The sequence below is a fragment of the Vagococcus sp. QWL-13 genome (genome assembly GCF_058683555.1).
On record NZ_CM178746.1, the window covers coordinates 1,359,738 to 1,381,285 of the forward strand.

General features: G+C 39.6%; 20 protein-coding genes and 1 tRNA gene. 16 read left to right on the forward strand and 5 right to left on the reverse strand.

Going from position 1 to position 21,548, the window contains the following annotated elements; genetic code table 11:
• Positions 1 to 14: 14 nt before the first annotated feature.
• Together AC4PHI_RS06285 and AC4PHI_RS06290 are read right to left on the reverse strand one after the other, a co-directional pair.
• Positions 15 to 563, reverse strand: a complete 549-nt coding sequence (locus AC4PHI_RS06285; protein WP_492201451.1) for an ECF-type riboflavin transporter substrate-binding protein — start codon at positions 561 to 563, stop codon at positions 15 to 17.
• Between the two features lie 14 nt (positions 564 to 577).
• Positions 578 to 1,438, reverse strand: coding sequence for an SAM hydrolase/SAM-dependent halogenase family protein (locus tag AC4PHI_RS06290; RefSeq protein ID WP_492201452.1), 861 nt, complete (start codon positions 1,436 to 1,438; stop codon positions 578 to 580).
• Between the two features lie 256 nt (positions 1,439 to 1,694).
• On the opposite strand from AC4PHI_RS06290, the gene AC4PHI_RS06295 reads away from it, so the two are divergent.
• Positions 1,695 to 2,645: a DUF4097 family beta strand repeat-containing protein gene (locus AC4PHI_RS06295; protein WP_492201453.1), complete on the forward strand. Its 951-nt coding sequence runs from the start codon at positions 1,695 to 1,697 to the stop codon at positions 2,643 to 2,645.
• A gap of 169 nt (positions 2,646 to 2,814) precedes the next feature.
• Here AC4PHI_RS06295 and AC4PHI_RS06300 read toward each other — a convergent pair whose 3' ends face one another.
• Positions 2,815 to 3,039: a hypothetical protein gene (locus AC4PHI_RS06300; protein ID WP_492201454.1), complete on the reverse strand. Its 225-nt coding sequence runs from the start codon at positions 3,037 to 3,039 to the stop codon at positions 2,815 to 2,817.
• Between the two features lie 411 nt (positions 3,040 to 3,450).
• Here AC4PHI_RS06300 and AC4PHI_RS06305 point away from each other — a divergent pair, with 411 nt between their 5' ends.
• The 9 genes from AC4PHI_RS06305 to grdD all read left to right on the forward strand — a co-directional run bounded on the left by AC4PHI_RS06305 (position 3,451) and on the right by grdD (position 12,460).
• Entirely contained in the window at positions 3,451 to 4,179 is a 729-nt protein-coding gene (locus tag AC4PHI_RS06305; protein WP_492201455.1) for a DUF2238 domain-containing protein, read from the forward strand.
• 582 nt (positions 4,180 to 4,761) lie between these two features.
• Positions 4,762 to 5,169 (forward strand): GrdX family protein, encoded by a 408-nt coding sequence (locus tag AC4PHI_RS06310; RefSeq protein WP_492201456.1) that lies wholly within the window; start codon positions 4,762 to 4,764, stop codon positions 5,167 to 5,169.
• A gap of 61 nt (positions 5,170 to 5,230) precedes the next feature.
• Complete coding sequence (locus AC4PHI_RS06315) at positions 5,231 to 6,517, forward strand: glycine/sarcosine/betaine reductase component B subunit (protein WP_492201457.1); 1,287 nt, start codon at positions 5,231 to 5,233, stop codon at positions 6,515 to 6,517.
• Positions 6,518 to 6,571: 54 nt separating this feature from the next.
• Positions 6,572 to 7,045 (forward strand): glycine/sarcosine/betaine reductase complex selenoprotein A, encoded by a 474-nt coding sequence (gene grdA / locus AC4PHI_RS06320; RefSeq protein ID WP_492201458.1) that lies wholly within the window; start codon positions 6,572 to 6,574, stop codon positions 7,043 to 7,045.
• A 38-nt stretch (positions 7,046 to 7,083) separates the two neighbouring features.
• The gene (gene grdB / locus AC4PHI_RS06325; protein ID WP_492201459.1) at positions 7,084 to 8,388 is read left to right on the forward strand and encodes a glycine reductase complex selenoprotein B; all 1,305 of its coding nucleotides are present in this window, start codon (positions 7,084 to 7,086) and stop codon (positions 8,386 to 8,388) included.
• A 27-nt stretch (positions 8,389 to 8,415) separates the two neighbouring features.
• The gene (locus tag AC4PHI_RS06330) at positions 8,416 to 9,405 is read left to right on the forward strand and encodes an NAD(P)/FAD-dependent oxidoreductase (RefSeq protein ID WP_492201549.1); all 990 of its coding nucleotides are present in this window, start codon (positions 8,416 to 8,418) and stop codon (positions 9,403 to 9,405) included.
• A 14-nt stretch (positions 9,406 to 9,419) separates the two neighbouring features.
• Entirely contained in the window at positions 9,420 to 9,743 is a 324-nt protein-coding gene (gene trxA / locus AC4PHI_RS06335) for a thioredoxin TrxA (RefSeq protein WP_492201460.1), read from the forward strand.
• Between the two features lie 13 nt (positions 9,744 to 9,756).
• Positions 9,757 to 11,292, forward strand: coding sequence for a glycine/sarcosine/betaine reductase complex component C subunit beta (grdC, locus tag AC4PHI_RS06340; RefSeq protein WP_492201461.1), 1,536 nt, complete (start codon positions 9,757 to 9,759; stop codon positions 11,290 to 11,292).
• Positions 11,293 to 11,302: 10 nt separating this feature from the next.
• On the forward strand, positions 11,303 to 12,460 hold the full coding sequence (grdD, locus tag AC4PHI_RS06345; protein ID WP_492201462.1) for a glycine/sarcosine/betaine reductase complex component C subunit alpha: 1,158 nt from the start codon (positions 11,303 to 11,305) through the stop codon (positions 12,458 to 12,460).
• Between the two features lie 608 nt (positions 12,461 to 13,068).
• Here the strand turns inward: grdD and AC4PHI_RS06350 are convergent.
• Positions 13,069 to 13,506: a universal stress protein gene (locus AC4PHI_RS06350; RefSeq protein WP_492201463.1), complete on the reverse strand. Its 438-nt coding sequence runs from the start codon at positions 13,504 to 13,506 to the stop codon at positions 13,069 to 13,071.
• Positions 13,507 to 13,832: 326 nt separating this feature from the next.
• Positions 13,833 to 13,904 (reverse strand) — tRNA-Arg (locus AC4PHI_RS06355).
• 92 nt (positions 13,905 to 13,996) lie between these two features.
• Between AC4PHI_RS06355 and rpoN the strand changes: the two genes are divergently transcribed.
• From rpoN to gpmI, 6 genes are all read left to right on the forward strand, one after another.
• A complete protein-coding gene (gene rpoN, locus AC4PHI_RS06360; protein WP_492201464.1) occupies positions 13,997 to 15,328 on the forward strand; it encodes an RNA polymerase factor sigma-54 in 1,332 nt (443 codons plus the stop codon).
• A gap of 418 nt (positions 15,329 to 15,746) precedes the next feature.
• A complete protein-coding gene (locus AC4PHI_RS06365) occupies positions 15,747 to 16,784 on the forward strand; it encodes a sugar-binding transcriptional regulator (RefSeq protein WP_492201550.1) in 1,038 nt (345 codons plus the stop codon).
• A gap of 41 nt (positions 16,785 to 16,825) precedes the next feature.
• A complete protein-coding gene (gene gap / locus AC4PHI_RS06370; RefSeq protein WP_492201465.1) occupies positions 16,826 to 17,824 on the forward strand; it encodes a type I glyceraldehyde-3-phosphate dehydrogenase in 999 nt (332 codons plus the stop codon).
• 84 nt (positions 17,825 to 17,908) lie between these two features.
• Entirely contained in the window at positions 17,909 to 19,099 is a 1,191-nt protein-coding gene (locus AC4PHI_RS06375) for a phosphoglycerate kinase (protein WP_492201466.1), read from the forward strand.
• Positions 19,100 to 19,161: 62 nt separating this feature from the next.
• Positions 19,162 to 19,917: a triose-phosphate isomerase gene (tpiA, locus tag AC4PHI_RS06380; protein WP_492201467.1), complete on the forward strand. Its 756-nt coding sequence runs from the start codon at positions 19,162 to 19,164 to the stop codon at positions 19,915 to 19,917.
• The gene (gene gpmI / locus AC4PHI_RS06385; RefSeq protein WP_492201468.1) at positions 19,917 to 21,443 is read left to right on the forward strand and encodes a 2,3-bisphosphoglycerate-independent phosphoglycerate mutase; all 1,527 of its coding nucleotides are present in this window, start codon (positions 19,917 to 19,919) and stop codon (positions 21,441 to 21,443) included. The genes tpiA and gpmI overlap by 1 nt, the downstream gene beginning before the upstream one ends.
• Positions 21,444 to 21,548: the final 105 nt, after the last annotated feature.

A 21,548-nucleotide genomic window follows, 5' to 3' on the forward strand; every position in this document is an offset into this window, starting at 1 on the left:
TGCAAAACTCCATCTTATTCTTTAGTTAAACTTCCTTCTTCCGTACGTGATGAAGCATAAAGTTTCATTAAAATAGTTCCCAATACTCCTACGGAAACACCGTTTGCAATAGAAGCAATGACGCCCTGAGTAAAGACTTTGTTCGCTGGCTCTTGATAAATAAGGATATCTAAAAACGGTGCAATAAGGCCAAATACTACCAGCTGAGCAATAAATTGAAGCACAATAAATTTTATCATATCTTTCACGGAAAATTTTCCGCTTTCCAAATCAAACTGTTTCCCGATAACGCCATAAACAAGACCAATCAATCCTGAACAGATAATCCAACTCCACCAAGGCCCGTAAGTTGTTATGTCTTTAATCGTATGCCCGATAAATCCAATCAGAAATCCGGCAATGGGACCGAAAAGGGCGGACATCAGGGCTAAAAATGGATAAGTTGTTTCTAGATTGGTGTTGGGTACACCGGTGGGAATACTGATAAATCTCCCCAGCACAACGAATACTGCCGCGCCGATACCAATAGCAACGATTGTTTTAACAGAAAAATCTTTCTTCATAAATTTATCTCTCCTTAGTTTTCAAAAATTATTTTTGGTGCTTTTCTAAGCTGAAGGGTCCAGTCGATGCCAGTCCCGATATTATAAAGTTTGGAAAAAGAATCCTGATTCACAGCCACGCCTAAGTTCACTAAAGAATTAACATAGACCAATGGCTCGCCCACATGCACGTCAGCAAAAGATTTTGCAAAGAGCATCAAATTTTGGTAAACTTTTTTATCCTTATGGAAAATAGTGACTTGAACGTTATCCCCATGTTGGATGCCGACTTTTTTAAGATAGTGAAGCGGGATATTGGTCCACAAAGAACCAAAGCGTACATCAAGCACGTCGATGCTCCCCGTCAGAATACTTCCTTGTTGAGAAGCTTCAATAATGGAAAGTTTCTCGATGGTTTCTTTATCAGTGATTTCCCCGAGTTCTTCAAAACTTATTTCCCCTGAAGCTAAACGGGCACCATTATAGGCGTAAATATCTCTGCCGTGGAATGTGTGGCTTTCTTCCGAGTGGGGCAGGCGGCTTTTCACTTCGTCAATCTGACGAATCTCTTCTATACCGTCATAATGGGAGATGTGGGTCAAAGTTCCGTTATCCGGTGTGATTACATAGTGTCCGGAACTTGTTTTACACACAATACTTCGTCTTGCACTCCCCACGCCTGGGTCTACGACGGAAACAAAAACGGTTCCCTTAGGCCAATATTGAACCGTCTGATATAATCGGTAAGAAGCTACCCAAATGTCATAGGGCGGAATATCGTGAGTCAAGTCGTGAACTCCGATTGTCGCATCCACGGTGTAGGCAACACCGTACATAGCACTGACAGCACCATCTCCTAAACCAAAATCTGTCTGTAACACTAAATTTCTTTTCATTCGTCACTCCCCTTTGATAATTTATAGTCCAAATTCAATATAGCATGATATTTAGATTCAAACAATTATTGAGAATAGGATAATTAAATATTTTATCAGAATGTTCGTAATTTTCACACTATTTTAGATAAAATGGTACAAATCTTTCGATTCAATGCATTGAAGTTCATTCTTTAGTCCTATGTGTTATAAATTTTCTTATTATATAATTGTGATAAGACTTTATAAGTGAAGTGTTTAAGAGGAGGGGTTACTGTTGAAAAAACAGCGAGTCATTTGGTTAGGGGTTATAGCAGCAGCTGGAATTTTTTTGCTGATTAGAAATTTTACGGGATGGCCGTGGCAAGGCGCAATGACGTCAAAAACTATTGATAGTTTTGACAGTGTGGTCATGGATTTATCCGATGCTGATTTAGTCATAGAGGAAGGCTCACAGTTTGAGCTGTCATTTGAAAATATAAAAGAGAATCAGATAGAGTGGAGCGTGGATGACGGAGAATTATTTTTATCCGAAGAGGTTCTTGGAAATCCGTTTTTCAGTTTCAATTCGAAAAGAAGGGTTATTGTGCTTACGGTGCCGCGGAAAACATCCTTAAAAAATTTAGAACTCAGCACCGAGGACAGCGATGTCGTTGTAGGTAATCTCAGTGCAGAGAAGATCACTATGGAGTTGAGCGACGGGGATTTGACGCTCCAACAACTTGCTGGTCAGGATATGAGTGTGATGACAGGAGACGGGGATGTTTATGTTGAGGACATCAATGTAAAAAACATAGAGATGGAGTCAAATGACGGGGACTTTTATTTTAATAAGCTCACATCAGATTCCCTCTTTATCAACATGGCAGATGGGGATCTGGTAATAAACGACAGCACCATCGGAAAATTGCAACATGATGGTAACAGCGGAGACATTGCAATCGATCACTCTAAGATTAGTGAAAGTTTTCTTAGTGTGGCAGATGGAGATTTTGCGGGTAATGAAATGATTTTAAATCTGTTTGAGTTTAACAGTGATGACGGGGATTTTTTATTAGGCGTTGAGGGAAAAAGGAAAGATTATGAACTTGATTTAGATTCAGATGATGGGGATATACTTTTAGATGGTCAGGCTTACCGAGGGAAAAGCAGTCAGGGAAGTAAACAAGACAACCGGATTATAGTGTATTCGGGGGACGGGGACATTTTAGTCAACTTTAATCACTAATCTGACAAATTGTCAGGCAGTCATCAAGTTTGACTGCCGGTGAGATTTGCTGGAATATCTTCTAGTCATGAACTAAATGTTCAAAAAGAGATTGAGGGATAAATCAAAAAGAGTCAATGACATTTCTCAAGATCATTGACTCTTTTTAGCTTTTTCAATAGTTTGACAGCTAGAAATCCACAGAATGTACGATTAGAATCGGATCTTCTGAACTCCCGATCAGCTCTCCAGTGATGCGTTTTTCGTTTCGCATGGCAGTAAAGGCTTCCGCTAACAGGTTGTTGTCGATGTCGTCTCTCTCAATCAATTCGAGTCCTACACGAGTCGGGAAAGTGGTCAACTCCTTGATTTCACTCTCCAATTCCAAATAAATATTTTCGTACCCATAAGGCATACTAACACCACCCTTTGTTCCTATTATAGCAAGAATATTTTCGGATGAAAGTTTAATCCATGTATTTAAAAACACTTCAAAAGAAACTTTGAGAGGGATTCCAATAGGGTAAGGTTCATTATTCTAAGAAAGAGAAAAATGTATAAAATTGGGAAAATATACACAATTATTTGTTGTCCATTTTTAAATTTGCTACAATTTAAAAAGGAAGACAGACAGTAGTTTCATAGAAAAACCTTTATTTTAAACGAAAATGAAACAGCCACAGAAGCTTTTCAGAATTGACTCACAGAAATTATGAAAATAAAAGAGCGTAGTTGAACACTTCATTCATTATCCATGAAAAGTTTACATACCATTGATATTCTGTTAATAACAGTGTCTATCTACAAATTTATAAGGAGGAAATTAATGCCAATCAATAAAAGAAAAGAAACTATTTTTAAAAGAAAGAATTTGATATTTAAAATAGTTTTTATTCTCTTAGCATTATCAGTTGTTTATGCAGCGATAATGTTGACTCGTGCGCCTTCCGGTGTATCCAACAAAGAGTACGAGCTGGTAAAAACCGATTACGTTTTGATGATTTTGCAGTGTTTGGTAGGAATGGTAGTTATTTTTCTTCCCCACAGGGCGGAAAAACTATTCAATGTAGATATTCCCGATATGATGGAAATTATTTATTTTCTTTTCTTATTTTGTGCGATTTATCTAGGGGAAGTGCAAAATTTCTACTATAAAATTCCTTTCTGGGACAATATTCTTCACGGTTTCAGTTCAATCATGCTCGGTGCGTTAGGATTCGTGATTGTTGACTTTTTAAACTATAAAGTCAAAAGCAAACTGCAGCTTAGTCCTTTTTTTGTTAGTTTGTTCGCTTTTTGTTTTGCGATTACGTGCGGTGTAGTTTGGGAAATTTACGAATATCTCGCTGACCATATTTTGGGGACAAACATGCAAAAGTTTATGACAGCCCATGGCAACATTTTAGTTGGCCATGATGCACTGGGAGATACGATGAAAGACCTGATTATCAATTTCTTTGGTGCTCTAATCATCGTCATCTTAGGCTACGTTCATTTAAAAAGGCAGCAAAACGGATTGAAATACTTGGGAAGAAAAAAGAACAAGGGAAAATGATTATTTACCCCCGCAAAAAATTTGCTGTCGTATGGCAATTTTTGTGGGGGTGTAGTTTTAAAACCGATGTTTCTTTGAATTTTTTTCGTTGTCAGCTTTCCAGCTTGATTTATTAAACTTAAAAATGAAAAACTTTGTATTAGAAAACATTTGTTGGGAATGTTTATGTAGAAAAGCTATATTCAAACATATAGAATTTTCATGGTCTAATACAAAGTTTACAATTAGATTATATTAAAAACAGTACGTTTTGTATACAGATGTGCTTGGCACTCATTTTTCAAAAAAATGTTATTTTTAACAGGCAAGATTTTGGATGGAAAAGCTGACGCTGCAAATTTTTTGTCAGAAATACAGCATTAAAAAACGTCGCGATTAAAATTAGGCATAGAAATATTCATCAGACTATCATTGAAAACCCATGAGATTATTATTTTCATAGTGTTAGCTATAGTCATAGATTGACCTTGTAATAGGGTGAGGCTATAATTGTGTTGAGAGAGCCCTGTCGGTTTCTTTTGTCATGTGAAAATAATCACTTAATATAATTTGAATGAAATAATGAATTTTTAGGAGCCTATGATGATATTATTAACAAATAATCCCAAGGTAGCAGAAGAAATGAAAGCGGTTAATAATTTGGAGTTGGACTATAAAAAGGTGTCTTCTGGTGAAATATTTGAATACGCAAAAAAAATGATTGTGGATCAAAAGATGCTTCTGCTAAGTCATCCATTAAGCGGCAACATCAAACCTGACAAAACTTATTTTAAAACTATTTTTTTATCTGAAAGTTCAAACAGATATATCGATTTGGAAAGTTTAGAATATATTGAATCAGCCATATTAGTGTATGAGAAATTTATGAAAAATCACGTGTATCCGGTCTGCACTGATAAAATTTTGGATGATTTTGCATCTTTTGATTTATATCTTACAAAGAGCACGTTACAACGGATAAGTACGTCCTATGGTTATCATAGTTTTTAGTTGTAGAAAAATATTTGGGAAGGAGGCATTACCATAAATTCCAAAGAATTGAGGTGAGAAAATGAAATTAGAACTTGGAAAAATTCAAATTCAGAATGTTGAAACAGCCACAGAAGAAAGGATTGAAAATCATGTACTGTACATTAATCCTGAAAAAATTACTGAACTTGTATTAGAAGATGAACGATTGGCAGCTTGTTCGATTGAAATTGCCAAGCCAGGGGAAAGTGTTCGAATTACGCCAGTCAAAGATGTTATTGAACCTAGATGTAAAATCGGATTGTCCAGCGGCATCTTTCCCGGTGTTATCAACAAAGTAGATACTGTGGGGAGCGGTCGTACCCATGTTTTAAAAGGCTGTGCAGTGATGACAGTTGGAAAAATTGTCGGCTTTCAAGAAGGAATCGTTGATATGAAAGGTCCGGGGGCGGAACTGACCCCTTTTTCAAAGTTGATGGAAATCTGTCTTGTTTTAAAACCGAAAGATGATATCGAACCCCACCAGTATGAAGAAGCAGCCCGTTTGGCCGGTTTAAAAATTGCAGATTATCTGGGTAAGTTGGGGGAAAATATCGAACCGGACGAGATTGAAACTTATGAAACATTGCCTTTACAAAAACAGCTGGCACAATTCCCGGAATTACCCAAAGTTGGATACATTTACATGCTTCAAACACAAGGATTGTTACATGATACCTATGTCTATGGGACTGATGCCAAACATATCGTGCCTACGATTTTATATCCGACAGAAATAATGGATGGTGCCATCATCAGCGGCAACTGTGTGTCTGCCTGTGACAAGAATACAACCTATCACCATCAAAACAATCCGGTGATTGAAGACTTGTATAAGAAACATGGAAAAGAACTAAATTTTATCGCTGTCATCATCACGAATGAAACAGTCTATTTAAAGGATAAGCAGCGCTCGAGTGATTTTGTTGCCAAGCTGTCGGAATTTTTAGGGTTGGATGGTGTGATTATTTCCCAAGAGGGATTTGGGAATCCCGACACAGATTTAATTATGAATTGTAAGAAGTTGGAAGAAAAAGGCATACGTACGGTAATCGTTACTGATGAATACGCAGGAAGAGATGGTGCAAGTCAATCTCTGGCAGATGCAGATAAACTTGCGACAGCCGTGGTGACAGGCGGCAATGCAAATGAAATCGTCCAATTGCCGAAGATGGACAAGGTTATTGGACAGTTGGATGATGTGGATGTGATTGCAGGAGGGTTTGATGGCAGTCTAAAAGAAGACGGTTCGATTGAAGTTGAGATTCAAGCGATTACCGGCTCGACCAACGAGCTTGGGTTTAATCATTTGTCTGCTAAAGGCGTATAGAATCATAAAGATAGGTTAGTAAGTGTTGAATAGGAATTTAAGGAGGAATAAATCATGACATTTACCTTGGAAAACAAAAAGGTTTTAGTCATTGGAGACCGAGACGGTATTCCGGGACAGGCCATAGAAGCGTGTCTGGCAAATACAGGGGCAGAAATCATCTTTTCATCAACAGAATGTTTTGTTTGAACGGCCGCAGGGGCAATGGATTTGGAAAATCAGCGTAGAGTAAAAGAGGCAGCTGATAATTATGGTGCCGAAAATGTGGTAGTGATTATTGGTGCAGCTGAAGGGGAAGCAGCAGGTCTTGCTGCTGAGACTGTCACCAATGGGGATCCTACCTACGCAGGTCCGTTGACCAATGTACAGCTAGGTTTAGCTGTTTACCATATTGTAGAGCCGGAAATCAAAACGATTGTGGATGAGACTGTCTATGAAGAACAAGTCGGCATGATGGAGATGATACTTGATGTTGATGATATTATTGAAGAGATGACTGAGATCCGAAATGAATATTCCAAATATTGAAAGAATCAAATGGGATATTTATCGTAAGGAGGCATACAATGACGAGTAAATTTAAAGTAGTTCACTATATAAATCAGTTTTATGCCGGAATTGGCGGCGAAGAAAAAGCTGATTTGGAACCCTTTACTAAAGCAGAGGTTGTTGGCCCCGGTCTTGCGTTTACAAACGCGTTTGGGGAGGAAGCTGAAATCGTCGGAACTGTTGTCTGTGGAGACAGCTATTTTAATGAAAATTTAGCATCTGCAGAAAAAAAAGTCGTCGATTTTATAAAATCATACAACCCTGATTTGGTAATTGCCGGTCCAGCTTTTAACGCTGGCAGGTATGGAATGGCATGCGGGGCTGTGGCAAAAGCGGTGATGGAACAGTTGGGAATCCCGGCTGTGACGGGCATGTATGAAGAAAATCCTGGTTTGGATTTGTTTAAAAAAGATGCTTACATCGTCCCGACTAAAAGCAGTGCAGCTGGCATGAGAAAAGCTGTGCCCGTAATAGCGAGATTAGCGTTGAAACTTTTAAAAAATGAAGAAGTATCACCAGAAGCTGATAACTATTTTGTCAGGTATCGTGTCAATTTTCAAGCAGCACATAGAGGGTCGGAGCGGGCAGTGGACATGCTGATTAAAAAATTAAAGGAAGAAGAATTTGTTACGGAATACCCGATGCCTGAATTTGATAATGTTGTTCCCGGAAACGCTTTGGAAGATTTATCAAAGGCTAAAATTGCTTTGGTCACATCAGGGGGCATCGTCCCGAAAGGAAATCCCGATCATATTGAATCAAGCAGTGCGTCCAAGTATGGGCAATACGACATTTCCGGAGTGGATTATTTAACTGATGACACTTATGAAACTGCCCATGGCGGATACGACCCGGTCTATGCCAATCAAGATCCCAACCGTGTGTTGCCTTTAGATGTGGTCAGAGAGCTGGAAAAGGAAGGGAAAATCGGCAGTCTGCATCAATTTTTCTACACCACAGTGGGTAACGGAACTTCTGTTGCCAATGCCAAAAAATTTGCTGCTGAAATTGCAGAAAAACTTAGAATTGATGGCGTAGATGCGGTAATTTTGACGTCAACCTGAGGGACCTGTACACGTTGCGGTGCAACGATGGTAAAAGAAATTGAGAAAACTGGAATCCCGGTGGTTCATATCTGTACAGTCGTTCCGATTTCAGTCACAGTGGGAGCAAATCGAATCGTACCAGCAGTGGCTATCCCTCATCCATTAGGAAATCCAAATTTATCTTTCAAGGATGAGAAAAAAGTACGCCGGGAAATCGTGGAAAAAGCTCTGGCCGCCTTAACGACACCTGTTGAAGAACAAACAGTCTTTGATTAAAAATACTTGTCAGCTGCCTGAATAGTTATATTCAGGCAGTTTCAAAAAGGAGCTGAACAAATGACTAAGTATGATGTGGTAATTATCGGAGGAGGACCAGCAGGACTGACAGCGGCTTTATATAATGCCAGAGCGAGATTAAAAGTCCTCGTCCTAGAGCAAACTAAACTTGGCGGACAAATCGTTACTACTCATGAAATTGCAAATTTTCCCGGATCTGTCCGCGGAAAAGAAGAAGAAACAACAGGACCGGAATTGATTGCCAGAATGACTGAACAAGCGCAAAAATTTGGAGCAGAAATTCAATTAAGAAAAAAAGTTGTGAATTTAGATGTTTCAAGAGAGATAAAAAAAATCACCTGTCAGGACGGGACAGTTTATGAATCCTACACTGTCATCTGTGCTAACGGGGCTCACCCGAGAGAAATCGGATGCCCGGGTGAAAAAGAATTGCGCAGCAAAGGTGTGTCTTATTGTGCCACTTGTGATGGAGCATTTTTTGAAGATATGGAAGTTTATGTTATAGGCGGAGGTAATTCAGCCGTTGAAGAGGCAGTTTTTTTAACAAATTTTGCCAGAAAAGTAACCTTGATTCAAAATTTGTCCCATTTGACAGCGGATGCTATTGCCGTGGAGCAAGCTAAAGCAAATGATAAAATCTATTATATTTTTAATTCAGTTGTTGTGGATATAGAAGGGGACGGGATGGTGGAAGGAATGACCATCAAAAATACCAAAACCGGCGAATTGACCCGAATCAAGGCAGATGAGGAAGACGGCTTATTTGGGATTTTTGTATTCATAGGCACCATTCCCAACACCGAAGTATATGAAGGAATAATTCCGCTGGATGATTTCGGTTATATGCTGACTGATGAAAACATGGCAACGGAAATTCCGGGAGTTTTTGCTGCGGGTGACATTCGTCCGAAAATTTTGAGGCAAGTGGTAACTGCTGCTGGCGATGGAGCGATTGCAGCTTTTTCGGCACAAAAATATGTGGAGAAAATGAAATAAGGAGGCTTTCTGAGATGATTGAATTGACATTAGATAATTTTGATGAGGAAGTCATAAACAATGCCCAACCGGTTTTAGTTGACTGGTGGGGTGAGTCTTGTGAAAATTGTATTGCTTTGATGCCGGCAGTAGAGGAATTGGCTGAAAAATATGGAGACAGAGTCCATTTTACTAAATTCAACACATCGCAAAAAAAAGTTCGTCGTTTTTGTATCAAGCATAAAATACTGGGTTTGCCGGTGATATCGATATTTAAAAATGGCGAAAAAATCGATGAACTCATCCAAGACGATTGTACTAAGGAAAATATCGAGAGTTTGATCAAAAGAAATATTTAGGGAGGGACTGCAGATGAATTACTCCACATTAAAAGGGGCAAGCTACGTCTTGGTGCATACACCCGATATGATCGAACATAACGGAACAACTCAAACAACCGAAAAAATCACCGCACCAGACAGCGATTACCTGAAAAATTTATATGAAAATATCCGGTCCTATGAAGATGTAATCAATTATGCCCCTAATCAAACATATATCGGGAATCTGCACTATGATGATTTAAAAAAAATACCCCAACCTTGGGTGAAAGCAACTAACGAAGGAAAACGGGTAGGAAAGTTTGGGGAAATTTTACCGGAGCTTGAATTTTATGGTTTGCTGCAAATCGTCGATGTCTTCGAGCTGGTTCATTTAGAAGAAAGTTTTGCTGAAAAGGTTAGAGATGCTTTATCAGCTCATCACTTATTCAAAGACGATGTTGGAGAAATAAAAAATGAAAAAAATTTAACTTGGATCGAAAACGAACTTTCAGAAAACGGTGCAGAAGGACTGTATTATCAGCGAGAATTAGTTGGCTGTGTCAGCCGTGCCCATCAAATCGATCTTAATTTGAGCGCCCATGTCATGCTTGAAAATTTGGTGGCTAAAGCCAGCGGAGTCCTAGCTTTGCGTCACCTGTTTGATAAGAATGACATCGATCCGGCATCAGTGGATTATGTCATTGAGTGCAGTGAAGAAGCTTGCGGAGATATGAACCAGCGGGGAGGAGGCAATTTTGCAAAATCTATTGCAGAGTTGTGCGGCTGTTCTAATGCGACGGGCAGCGATATCCGCAGTTTTTGTTCCGCACCGACCCATTCGATTATCACTGCTGCTTCTCTAGTAGCTTCGGGAACACATAAGAATGTGGTAGTGGTGGCTGGCGGCTCGGCAGCTAAGTTAGGGATGAACGGCAAATCCCATGTGAATAAAGGATTTCCGATTTTGGAAGACGTATTGGGAGGTTTTGCCGTCATGGTCGGTGAAAATGATGGCGTCCATCCGATTTTTCGGCACGATCTGACAGGAATGCACAAAGTGTCTAGCGGTTCCAGCCCTCAAGCTGTGACTACGGCTTTGATTGCCGATGCTTTGGACAAAGCTGGATTGACTGTAAAAGACATTGATGTGTATTCAGTGGAAATGCAAAATCCTGACGTGACGAAACCTGCTGGTGCAGGAGATGTACCGCTGGCTAATTTAAAAATGATCGGTGCCATTGGCGTCCTTCGTAAAGAAATCGAAAAAAAAGATTTGATGAGTTTCGTCAATGAGAAAGCGTTGGTTGGATGGGCACCTACTCAAGGACATATCCCAAGCGGTGTTCCTTATCTTGGTTATGCATTGGATGATCTGACCAATGGTAGCAAAAAACGCTGTATGATTGTTGGAAAAGGTTCTTTATTTTTAGGAAGAATGACTAATTTGTTTGATGGGGTATCAATCATTATGGAAAGAAATTCCGGAAAAATAGCCGAAGACGATCAAAGGGATTTGGAAGAGCTGGTTAAAACTGAAGTTGCAAAAGCTCTAAGAAGCTTTGCTGCCAGTCTTTCCTCAGATTAGGGGTGGAATCATGTCTGATCAAATAAAAAAAATAGTCAAAGAGGTTTTTGAAGATTTGGCAACGGCGATTGAAACTGGAAAAATGGAAACACGGATTAAAATCGGATTGACGATTGATGGCAGTGAGTTAGGTTTTGATGTGATGAAAGAAGCTGCCTATCAGATAAAAAAGAAAAATGATTTTGATGTTGTCATTATTGGCAGTCATCAGGAATGGATGGCAGACTTTGATTACGTTTCTACAACAGACTGTCAAAAAGATGCCTATGACATCATGGAAGAGCTGCTGGAAAAGGGAGAAATTCAAGGATGTGTCACACTTCATTATAATTTTCCGATTGGGGTGTCAACGGTCGGCCGGATTTTGACACCGGCTTTTGGAAGAGAAGTATTGATAGCCACCACCACCGGAACAACAAGCGCTGTAAGGAATGAGGCCATGGTATTAAACACAATCAATGGTATCATAGCGGCAAAAGCACTCGGTATTGAAACTCCTACAGTCGGCATTTTGAATGTGGATGGTGCAAAAACAGTTGAACGATCCCTGATTTCTTTAAAAGAAAATGGTTACGATATTCATTTTGGTGAAAGCGTCCGGGCCGATAGAGGAAGTGTCTTGAGAGGAAATGATTTGCTGACAGGCAGTGTCAATGTGGTGGTGACAGACAGTCTAACTGGAAATATATTGACTAAACTGTTTTCTGCTTATTCTAGCGGCGGCAGTTACGAAAGTCTAGGCTCTGGCTATGGCCCTGGTATCGGAGCAAACTATGATAAAAATATTTGTATCATTTCGAGAACGAGCGGGGCACCGGTAATTACAAATGCATTGGAATATGCTTATCAGCTTGCTAAGGGAGGACTTTCTGAAATTAGTCAAAAGGAGTATCGAGAAGCAGAACAAGCGGGATTAAGAAAAATTTGCGAGGAGTTGAAGCCTTCTTCGGTTGTAAAGGAAGAGCTGATTGCTCCGCCTGAAAAACAAGTGGTAACAGAAGAAATTTCCGGTATTGATGTGATAGAGTTAGATGAGGCTGTAAATGTTCTCTGGAAAGAAAAAATTTACGCAGAAAGCGGAATGGGATGTACAGGCCCGGTTATTTTGGTAAATGAGCAGCAGATAGATTTAGCACAACAGCTACTAAAAAAAGAAAAGTTTCTTTGATGTTTAAGACATTCTCTGAAAACCAGCCTTTAGAAAATTACTCAAAAATCAGAAGACAAAGACATACGAAGTGTCAGGTGGGAGTTTGCTTTCCCACCTGTTTTGTTTCGCCGTTAGGAAGGGAAAATAAAACTATTTAAGTATAAATTACGATTATAATTATCGATTATGAATATCGAAAAAATGGAGAAATAATGCCAACAACAAATAAGTGTCAGCGCTTGCAATAAAAGGGATTATATGGTATAAAATAGATGTAAGGGATAATAGAAATTCCCAAAAGGTCGGTCAAGTTGCCGACGTAATAGTGAAAGCAGTTGACGAAAAGATCAACTGAGAAAGGAACGTGGGGATTTGAGAAATTCCTTACCAATCGAAGAGTCTAGCAAGTGTTGAAAAACGAAGGATTGAGTGGACATAAGAACCTCAGTTCAGATGTGTATGAATGAGAACACCTCTGCTAGACTATTTTTGTGCCCAAAAATAAAACAGTCGGACCTAAAAATCATAAAATCCCATGAAATTACTATTTTAGAAAAGTGATTTCATGGGACTCTTAATATATATTTTTAGTTTAAAATATTTTTGAGACTCTGTCTTCATGAGTATTATTTGACTGTGATGACAGAGCACGGCGCGTGGTTTACCACATAGGCTGTTGTGGAGCCGATGAGCAGTTTATTGATTCCATGTTTTCCGGTAGCTCCCATGACGATGATATCAAAATTATTTTCTTTTGCAAAATCTACAATGGTATTTTTGGGTGTGCCTCTTAAAATAGTGACAGTGACATTATCAGATTTTTCCGGATTGAGTTCATCTTCCATTTCTCGTTTTAATTGTAAGTCAGCTTCAGTTTCACCTTCAATCAGACTGGTTGGGACAAGGGTATAGGGTGCCAAAAAATAAGCAATAGGTGTCAGAACTTGAAGAATCGTCACATGAGCATTTTGAAATTCAGCCAGGACTTTTGCGTGTTCAAGAGCTTCTTTGGATTGATCTGAACCGTCGAAAGGGACAAGGATTTTTTTATATGTTAATTTCATAAAACAACGCCTCCTTTACTTTATTCTACCACATCAGTAATAAAACAATGTGTAGAATGAATGTACGATTAACTAATCCAACAAAAAAGACATTTCGATTTCGAAATGTCTTTTTTAATATCTAGGTGTTCTGACTCTTATTCCTTTGAAGAGATGAACTATAAAATATTTATAATTATCAAATGAATAGGGATACTGGACTTTAGCCGGAAACGTTTTTTAGCGACAACTGTCTCTAACCAAGCTTTTCAACCAGTCATAAAATGAACGAATCTGGCCATTCTGAATATTTTGACGAACCGTAATAAACCGTGATACACTATTGACGCACCCTAAGGGAATCGAACCCCTGTCTCAAGAACCGGAATCTTGTGTGATATCCACTACACTAAGGGTGCCTTGAACACAATAGTTAGTTTAACTAATTTTCTTAAAAATAGCAAGTGTTCGTTTGCATCAATTTGGATCGAATGATAGAAAGAGGATTATTATGAGGTTTGGCCAACAATTAAGTCAACAACAAAAACAAGTGCAAAAACTTGCCATGACACAGGAATTACAGCAATCTATTCAAATTTTGCAATTTAATACTGATGAGTTGCTTTCATTTTTAAAAGATAAAACATTAGAAAATCCTTTGCTTGAAATTAAAGTTACAGGTGCCCAAGCAGATGTAACTCATTACAGCAGAAAACCGAAAAAGGATTCCGATGATGAGGAGAGCAATTTTTTTGCTCAGATTCCTGACACTCACATATCGTTATTTGAATATTTGATCGATCAGATCCATTTAAATTACCGTGACACGTATTTGCGTCAGTTGATTATTTTTTTAGTAGAATTTATTGATGTCAACGGCTATCTGTCCATTGACCTTGAAGATGCGGCGGAAAAAACAGGCGCGGATTTTATTCAGATGCTGGATGCTTTGACACTTTTACAGCAACTTGATCCTGCCGGTGTAGGGGCGAGAAACCTACAAGAATGTTTGATGCTGCAGACTGAAAGAGATGATAAGGCACCGGAAATGGCTTATATCGTTCTTGAGGAATGCTTCGAAGCCTTTGCAGAGAGAAAATGGAAAAAAATTGCGGATAAATATAAAATATCTTTAGCTGAAGTTCAAATGATTTACGATTACGTACAAACTTTGTCGCCTAACCCGGGGGCCGGCTATGGAGAATCCTATGAACAGCATATTTACCCTGATTTAATCGTCAAAAAAGAAGATGATCAGTTGGAAGTCTTGTCCACCAGACGGGGACAGCCTCTCATCCGTTTTCAAGAGGAATATTTTAACCGTATGTCCCAAACAGATGACCCGGAAGTAAAAAAATATCTGAGAGAGAAAAAGGGCGAATTTAATTGGCTTCAAAAAAGTGTGCAGCAGCGGGGCAATACTATCTTGAGAATCGGCCTAGAGATTGTCAAAAGGCAAAAGGAGTTCTTTTTTGACACTGCCCGTCCGTTGAAACCAATGAAACTGAAAGAATTAGCTGAAACTTTAGATATTCACGAGTCAACAGTCAGCAGGGCAGTTAACGGCAAGTATTTAGAAACGGATTTTGGTGTTTTTGAGTTAAGGTCATTTTTTACGAATGCTGTTAATCCTGACGAGGGCGGCGATGCCCTGTCTGCCAGTGATGTTCAACAAAAAATAAAACTGATTATAGATAATGAAGATAAAAACAAACCTCTGTCTGATCAGAAAATATTAAATCTTTTGAAAGAGGAAGGGATTGAAATGTCCCGCCGGACGGTTGCAAAGTATCGGGATGTGTTGGGGATACCATCTTCTTCAAATCGTAAACGCTATGACTAGATTTTTTTGAAAGAAATATTTTTTCTTGACCTCTTTAATATGATACAAATTTTTCCAGCAATTCCATTCGCTTTGGGATTGCTTTTTATTTTTCATAAATAAAGAACGTTTCTTTATATAGAAGAAAAAGATTTTCACTTTGTAATGGACATGTAATGTTTCAAGGTTTAGTAAACTTACTAATATAATTAAAAATAAATAGAGTGTTATATTTATATCTTGAAGGCCTTTATTATCAAGTTTGCTGGCAAAAATAGGTGTCTTCTCTTGATTTTGGCAAGTATCAATGCTATACTTGCTTTAGCTTTGGTAGTTAAATATTTAAATATATCGACTACCAAATTTTTTTAGAGATGATGGGTCGATAAACGACTGACTTGGACGTTTAAAGTCCAACGAAGGGAAAGTGACAAAACGAGTGGATAATCAATTACGTTTACTAGAAGCGATTGTTCCTGATGTTTTGGAGATTGTTCAAGAAAGATTTAATATCTTAAGACATATCCGATGGATGTCACCGATCGGTCGCAGAGCTTTATCTCAAAAGCTAGATATTACTGAACGGGTTTTGCGTACTGAAGCAGATGTTTTACGCAGTCTAGGACTGATTGAGACATCCAAAAGCGGTATGACTTTGACAGAAGAAGGTGCCCGGATTTTAGATAGTTTAGAACACATGATGTCTCAGTTATCAGGAATGCAGCAAAAAGAAAAAAAATTGGCTGACTTTTTTGAAATTGAACGTTGTATCATCGTTTCAGGAAATAGTGACGAGGATCCAAAGGTGTTAGTAGAATTTGGCGAAACGGTCACAGATGCCTTGAATACGCTGCTGCCTAGCGGTGAAAATATCATTGCGGTCATGGGCGGAACGACAATGGCTGGCGTGGCTGACAATATGCATTCGTTGGCTTCTGAACAGCAGAATAATATTTTTGTTCCCGCACGAGGCGGTTTAGGCGAAGCTATGAACATTCAAGCCAACTCAGTAAGCGGCATGATGGCTGCCCGGACAGGAGGACGTTCCCGTCCGCTCTACGTTCCAGAAAGGGTCAGTAAGGAAACTTATGCATCATTGCTTCAGGAACCAACAGTTCAAGAAGTTCTGGCACTGATTGATCGATCAACATGTGTGATTCACAGTATCGGCAAGGCCATGCATATGGCTGAACGCCGCGGCATGTCCCAAGAAGAACTTGATATGCTGGCTGCCAATGGTGCCGTGGGAGAATCTTTTGGTTATTTTTTTGATGCAGACGGTGAAATCGTCTATAAAATCCCCCGGATTGGTTTACAGTTAAAGGATTTAAAAAAAATCCCGATCGTGATTGCAGTCACCGGCGGAAAGAATAAAAGCCAGGCGATTCAGTCGTATATGAAACATGCCCCAAGTCAAACATGGTTAGTTATTGACGAGGGTGCAGCAGAAGAGATTTTAAAAGGTAAAAACCTTTAAAATAAAAAATTTTTTTGATTTTCTAAAGGAGGAAATCCAGCATGACAGTAAAAGTAGGTATTAACGGATTTGGACGTATCGGACGTTTGGCATTTCGCCGCATTCAAGATGTAGAAGGCATCGAAGTTGTAGCAATCAACGACTTGACAGACGCAGCTACTCTTGCTCATTTGTTAAAATATGATACAACACAAGGACGTTTCAACGGTGATGTTGAAGTTCATGATGGTTACTTTGATGTAAATGGCAAAAAGGTAACAGTTATGGCTAACAGAAATCCTGAAGAACTACCTTGGGGAGACTTAGGTGTAGAAATCGTTTTAGAATGTACTGGTTTCTTTACTTCCAAAGAAGGTGCTGAAAAACACTTGAAGGGCGGAGCAAAACGTGTCGTTATTTCTGCGCCAGGCGGAAACGACGTGCCTACAGTTGTTTACAACACTAACCATGATATCTTAACTGGTAAGGAAACTGTTATCTCAGGAGCTTCTTGTACTACTAACTGTTTAGCTCCAATGGCTAAAACTTTGCAAGACAAATTTGGTATTGTTGAAGGCTTGATGACAACTATCCACGCTTATACTGGAGACCAAAACACATTAGATGCACCGCATAAAGACTTACGTCGTGCTCGTGCTGCTGCAGCTAACATCGTACCAAACACAACTGGTGCTGCTAAAGCAATTGGCCTAGTTATTCCTGAATTAAACGGAAAATTAGACGGAGCTGCTCAACGTGTTCCTGTACCAACTGGTTCATTGACAGAGTTAGTGACTGTTTTAGAAAAAACTGTAACTGTTGACGAAGTGAACGCAGCAATGAAAGCTGACGCTAACGAGTCTTATGGTTATACAGAAGATCCAATCGTTTCTTCTGACATTGTCGGAATGGTTTACGGTTCATTGTTTGATGCAACTCAAACAAAAGTAATGACTGTTGGCGACAAACAATTAGTTAAAACTGTTGCTTGGTATGACAACGAAATGTCATATACTGCACAATTAGTAAGAACTTTAGAATACTTTGCAAAATTAGGTTAATATGCTTAATAAAAAGCGGGGAAGCAGCGCGCTTCCTCGCTTTTCTTTCTATGAGAGATAAATTATGGGAGGCTATCAATTAAAATGGCTAAAAAGACTGTGAAAGATCTTAATTTAAAAGATAAAAAAGTTTTGATACGTGTTGACTTCAATGTACCTTTGAAAGACGGCGTTATTACAGATGACAACCGTATTGTTGCGGCATTGCCGACAATCAACTACGTTATTGAGCAAGGCGGCAAGGCGATTTTATTTTCTCACTTGGGACGTGTGAAAACTGAGGAAGATAAAGAAGGAAAATCTTTGCGTCCAGTGGTTGACCGTCTAGCAGAACTACTTGGTAAGGAAGTTGTTTTCGTTCCTGAAACCCGCGGAGAGAAGTTAGAATCCGCTATCGATGCTCTAAAAGACGGTGAAGTCCTTGTTGTGGAAAACACACGTTTTGAAGATATCGATGGAAAAAAAGAAAGCAAAAATGATCCTGAATTAGGAAAATACTGGGCTTCTTTAGGTGATGTTTTTGTTAACGATGCTTTTGGAACTGCACACCGTGCTCATGCTTCCAACGTTGGAATTTCTTCTAACCTTGATTCAGCAGCCGGCTTCTTGATGGAAAAAGAAATTAAATTTATCGGCGGAGCTGTAGATGAGCCGAAACGTCCATTTGTAGCAATTTTAGGCGGTGCCAAAGTTTCTGATAAAATTGGCGTTATCGAGAATTTATTAGACAAAGCTGACAAAGTACTTGTCGGCGGTGGAATGACTTATACTTTCTATGCAGCCAAAGGTCTTGAAATCGGTAAATCACTTGTAGAAGCAGATAAAATTGATTTGGCAAAATCATTGATTGAAAAAGCAGGAGACAAGTTGGTTTTACCTGTGGATTCAGTATGTGCGAAAGAGTTCAGCAATGATGTGGATACCTTCGTTTCTGAAGGAAGAACGATTCCGGCAGACGCCATGGGCTTGGATATCGGACCTGCAACTATCGAGCTGTTCACTAAAGAACTTTCCGGAGCTAAAACTGTAGTTTGGAACGGACCGATGGGTGTGTTCGAAATGAGCAATTTTGCTAAAGGAACAATCGGTGTTTGTGAGGCAATCGCTAACTTGGAAGATGCTACAACAATCATCGGCGGAGGAGATTCAGCGGCAGCTGCCATCCAACTAGGATTTGCTGATAAATTCACTCACATTTCTACTGGCGGCGGCGCTTCTTTGGAATACTTAGAAGGAAAAGCTTTGCCTGGTGTAGAGGCGATTTCAGACAAATAGACAGCAGGGAACTTTCAGTCTGTCATCTGACTGACTATCATAATTATTAAGGAGTTACTAAAATGCGTAAACCTATCATTGCAGGAAACTGGAAAATGAATAAAACAGTTGGCGAAGCATTGGCTTTTGCTGAAGCTGTGAAAACAAAGATACCTAGTAAAGATGTGGTGGATTCCGTGATTGGTTCCCCTGCATTGTTTTTACATGGATTGAAAGAAGCAGTCAAGGGAACAGAAGTACAACTGTCTGCTCAAAACTGCTATTTTGAAAATGCTGGAGCTTTCACAGGTGAAAACTCACCGGCAGCCATTGCCGACTTGGGTGTTGAATATGTGATCATCGGACACTCTGAGCGTCGTGAGTATTTCCATGAAACAGATAAAGATATCAATAAAAAAGCGAAAGCAATCATCGCTAATGGCATGACACCTATTTTCTGTTGCGGGGAATCTCTTGAAACTTACGAAGCGGGTAAGACTGCTGAATGGATTGAAGGACAAATCACAGCAGGTTTAGTTGATTTAACTAGCGAGCAAGTCAGCGAAATGGTCATTGCTTACGAACCTATCTGGGCGATTGGTACTGGAAAATCTGCAGACGCAGCTATTGCTGATGAAATTTGCGGAGTGGTACGGGCAACAGTTGAAAAGTTATACGGCAAAGAGGTTGCTGAAAAAGTACGTATTCAATATGGCGGTTCAGTGAAACCTGAAAATATTGCTGAATATATGGCAAAAGAGAACGTTGACGGTGCTCTTGTGGGCGGCGCAAGTCTTGATGCCGAATCATTCCTTGCGTTGTTGGAGGCTGTTAAATAATGAGTAAGTCACCAGTCGCAATTATTATTTTAGACGGTTTTGGTTTGCGTAATGAAACCGTTGGAAATGCAGTAGCACAAGCAAACAAACCTAATTTTGATAAATACTGGGAGGAATATCCTCACAGTACCTTGAAAGCTTCTGGTTTAGACGTGGGTCTTCCCGAAGGTCAGATGGGGAATTCTGAAGTCGGTCATACGAATATCGGTGCCGGCCGCATTGTTTACCAAAGTCTGACTAGAATTGATAAAGCTATCACTGATGGAGAGTTTCAAACCAACCAAGGAATTTTGTCTGCAGTTGAGCATGCCGTTGCTAAAGGGACTGCATTGCATTTGTTTGGACTGCTTTCTGACGGCGGTGTACATAGCCATCAAAATCACTTATACGCTTTGTTGGCACTAGCCAAAGCCAAAGGTGTCAAACAAACTTATGTGCATGCTTTTCTAGATGGACGGGATGTTCCTCCAACTTCAGGAGCAGACTTTATGAGACAACTTGTTGCCAAGATGGATGAATTGAATTACGGAGAAGTTGCAACAGTCTCTGGCCGATTCTATGCTATGGACCGTGACAGACGCTGGGAGCGTGTTGAAAAGGCTTATAAAGCTCTTGTCAACGGAGAAGGTGTGAAGGCAGCCGATCCTGTTCAGGCAATTGAAGATTCCTATGAACAAGGTGTGAATGACGAGTTTGTTGTGCCTGTGGTCATTGAAAAAAATGGTGCACCAGTTGCGACCGTAAAAGAAGATGATGCAGTTATATTCTTCAATTTCCGTCCGGACCGTGCCATTCAATTATCTAACGCATTTACTGATAAAGAATGGACACATTTCGACCGGGAAAATCATCCTCATGTGAAATTTGTGACGATGACTTTATACAATCCAAGCATTGATGCAGTAGTTGCTTACCCGCCGATTGAATTGAAAAATGTTTTGGGAGAAGTATTGTCAAATGCTGATTTAAAACAGCTGAGAATAGCTGAAACTGAAAAATACCCTCACGTAACATTCTTTATGAATGGTGGACGCAACGAAGAGTTTCCTGGTGAGAGCCGTATTTTGATCGATTCGCCAAAAGTTGAGACTTATGACTTGAAACCTGAGATGAGTGCTTATGAAGTCACTGATGCCTTAGTGGATGATATCGAAGCAGACAAACATGATGCGATTATTTTGAACTTTGCTAACCCGGATATGGTTGGGCACTCCGGTATGCTTGAACCGACAATCAAAGCAATCGAAGCAGTGGATGAAAATCTTGGACGTGTGGTAGATGCCATCTTAGCTAAAGGCGGTTATGCGGTTATCTTTGCGGATCATGGCAACTCAGAGACGATGTCCACACCGGAAGGCAAACCTCACACAGCTCATACAACGGTTCCAGTCCCAGTGATTGTGACTAAGAAGAATGTGGAGTTGCGTAACGATGGACGTTTGGCGGATATTGCTCCAACAATGCTTGACTTGTTAGGCGTGGAAAAACCTGCTGAAATGACTGGTGAGTCTTTAATTAAAGAGTAATCACCCGAATTTTAAAGGGTATTCGTTGCAACTAGCAATGAAACGATTTAGAATGTAGTTGTAGAGCTCTTTTTCACTGGCAACAATAAAAGCATTCAAATATTG

Excerpts from the sequence above, each read along its gene's own strand:
- AC4PHI_RS06285 (WP_492201451.1), bottom strand. The coding sequence starts at position 563 with ATGAAGAAAGATTTTTCTGTTAAAACAATCGTTGCTATTGGTATCGGC.
- AC4PHI_RS06290 (WP_492201452.1), bottom strand. The coding sequence starts at position 1,438 with ATGAAAAGAAATTTAGTGTTACAGACAGATTTTGGTTTAGGAGATGGT.
- AC4PHI_RS06300 (WP_492201454.1), bottom strand. The coding sequence starts at position 3,039 with ATGCCTTATGGGTACGAAAATATTTATTTGGAATTGGAGAGTGAAATC.
- AC4PHI_RS06305 (WP_492201455.1), top strand. The coding sequence starts at position 3,451 with ATGCCAATCAATAAAAGAAAAGAAACTATTTTTAAAAGAAAGAATTTG.
- AC4PHI_RS06310 (WP_492201456.1), top strand. The coding sequence starts at position 4,762 with ATGATATTATTAACAAATAATCCCAAGGTAGCAGAAGAAATGAAAGCG.
- AC4PHI_RS06315 (WP_492201457.1), top strand. The coding sequence starts at position 5,231 with ATGAAATTAGAACTTGGAAAAATTCAAATTCAGAATGTTGAAACAGCC.
- trxA (WP_492201460.1), top strand. The coding sequence starts at position 9,420 with ATGATTGAATTGACATTAGATAATTTTGATGAGGAAGTCATAAACAAT.
- grdC (WP_492201461.1), top strand. The coding sequence starts at position 9,757 with ATGAATTACTCCACATTAAAAGGGGCAAGCTACGTCTTGGTGCATACA.
- grdD (WP_492201462.1), top strand. The coding sequence starts at position 11,303 with ATGTCTGATCAAATAAAAAAAATAGTCAAAGAGGTTTTTGAAGATTTG.
- AC4PHI_RS06350 (WP_492201463.1), bottom strand. The coding sequence starts at position 13,506 with ATGAAATTAACATATAAAAAAATCCTTGTCCCTTTCGACGGTTCAGAT.
- rpoN (WP_492201464.1), top strand. The coding sequence starts at position 13,997 with ATGAGGTTTGGCCAACAATTAAGTCAACAACAAAAACAAGTGCAAAAA.
- gap (WP_492201465.1), top strand. The coding sequence starts at position 16,826 with ATGACAGTAAAAGTAGGTATTAACGGATTTGGACGTATCGGACGTTTG.
- AC4PHI_RS06375 (WP_492201466.1), top strand. The coding sequence starts at position 17,909 with ATGGCTAAAAAGACTGTGAAAGATCTTAATTTAAAAGATAAAAAAGTT.
- tpiA (WP_492201467.1), top strand. The coding sequence starts at position 19,162 with ATGCGTAAACCTATCATTGCAGGAAACTGGAAAATGAATAAAACAGTT.
- gpmI (WP_492201468.1), top strand. The coding sequence starts at position 19,917 with ATGAGTAAGTCACCAGTCGCAATTATTATTTTAGACGGTTTTGGTTTG.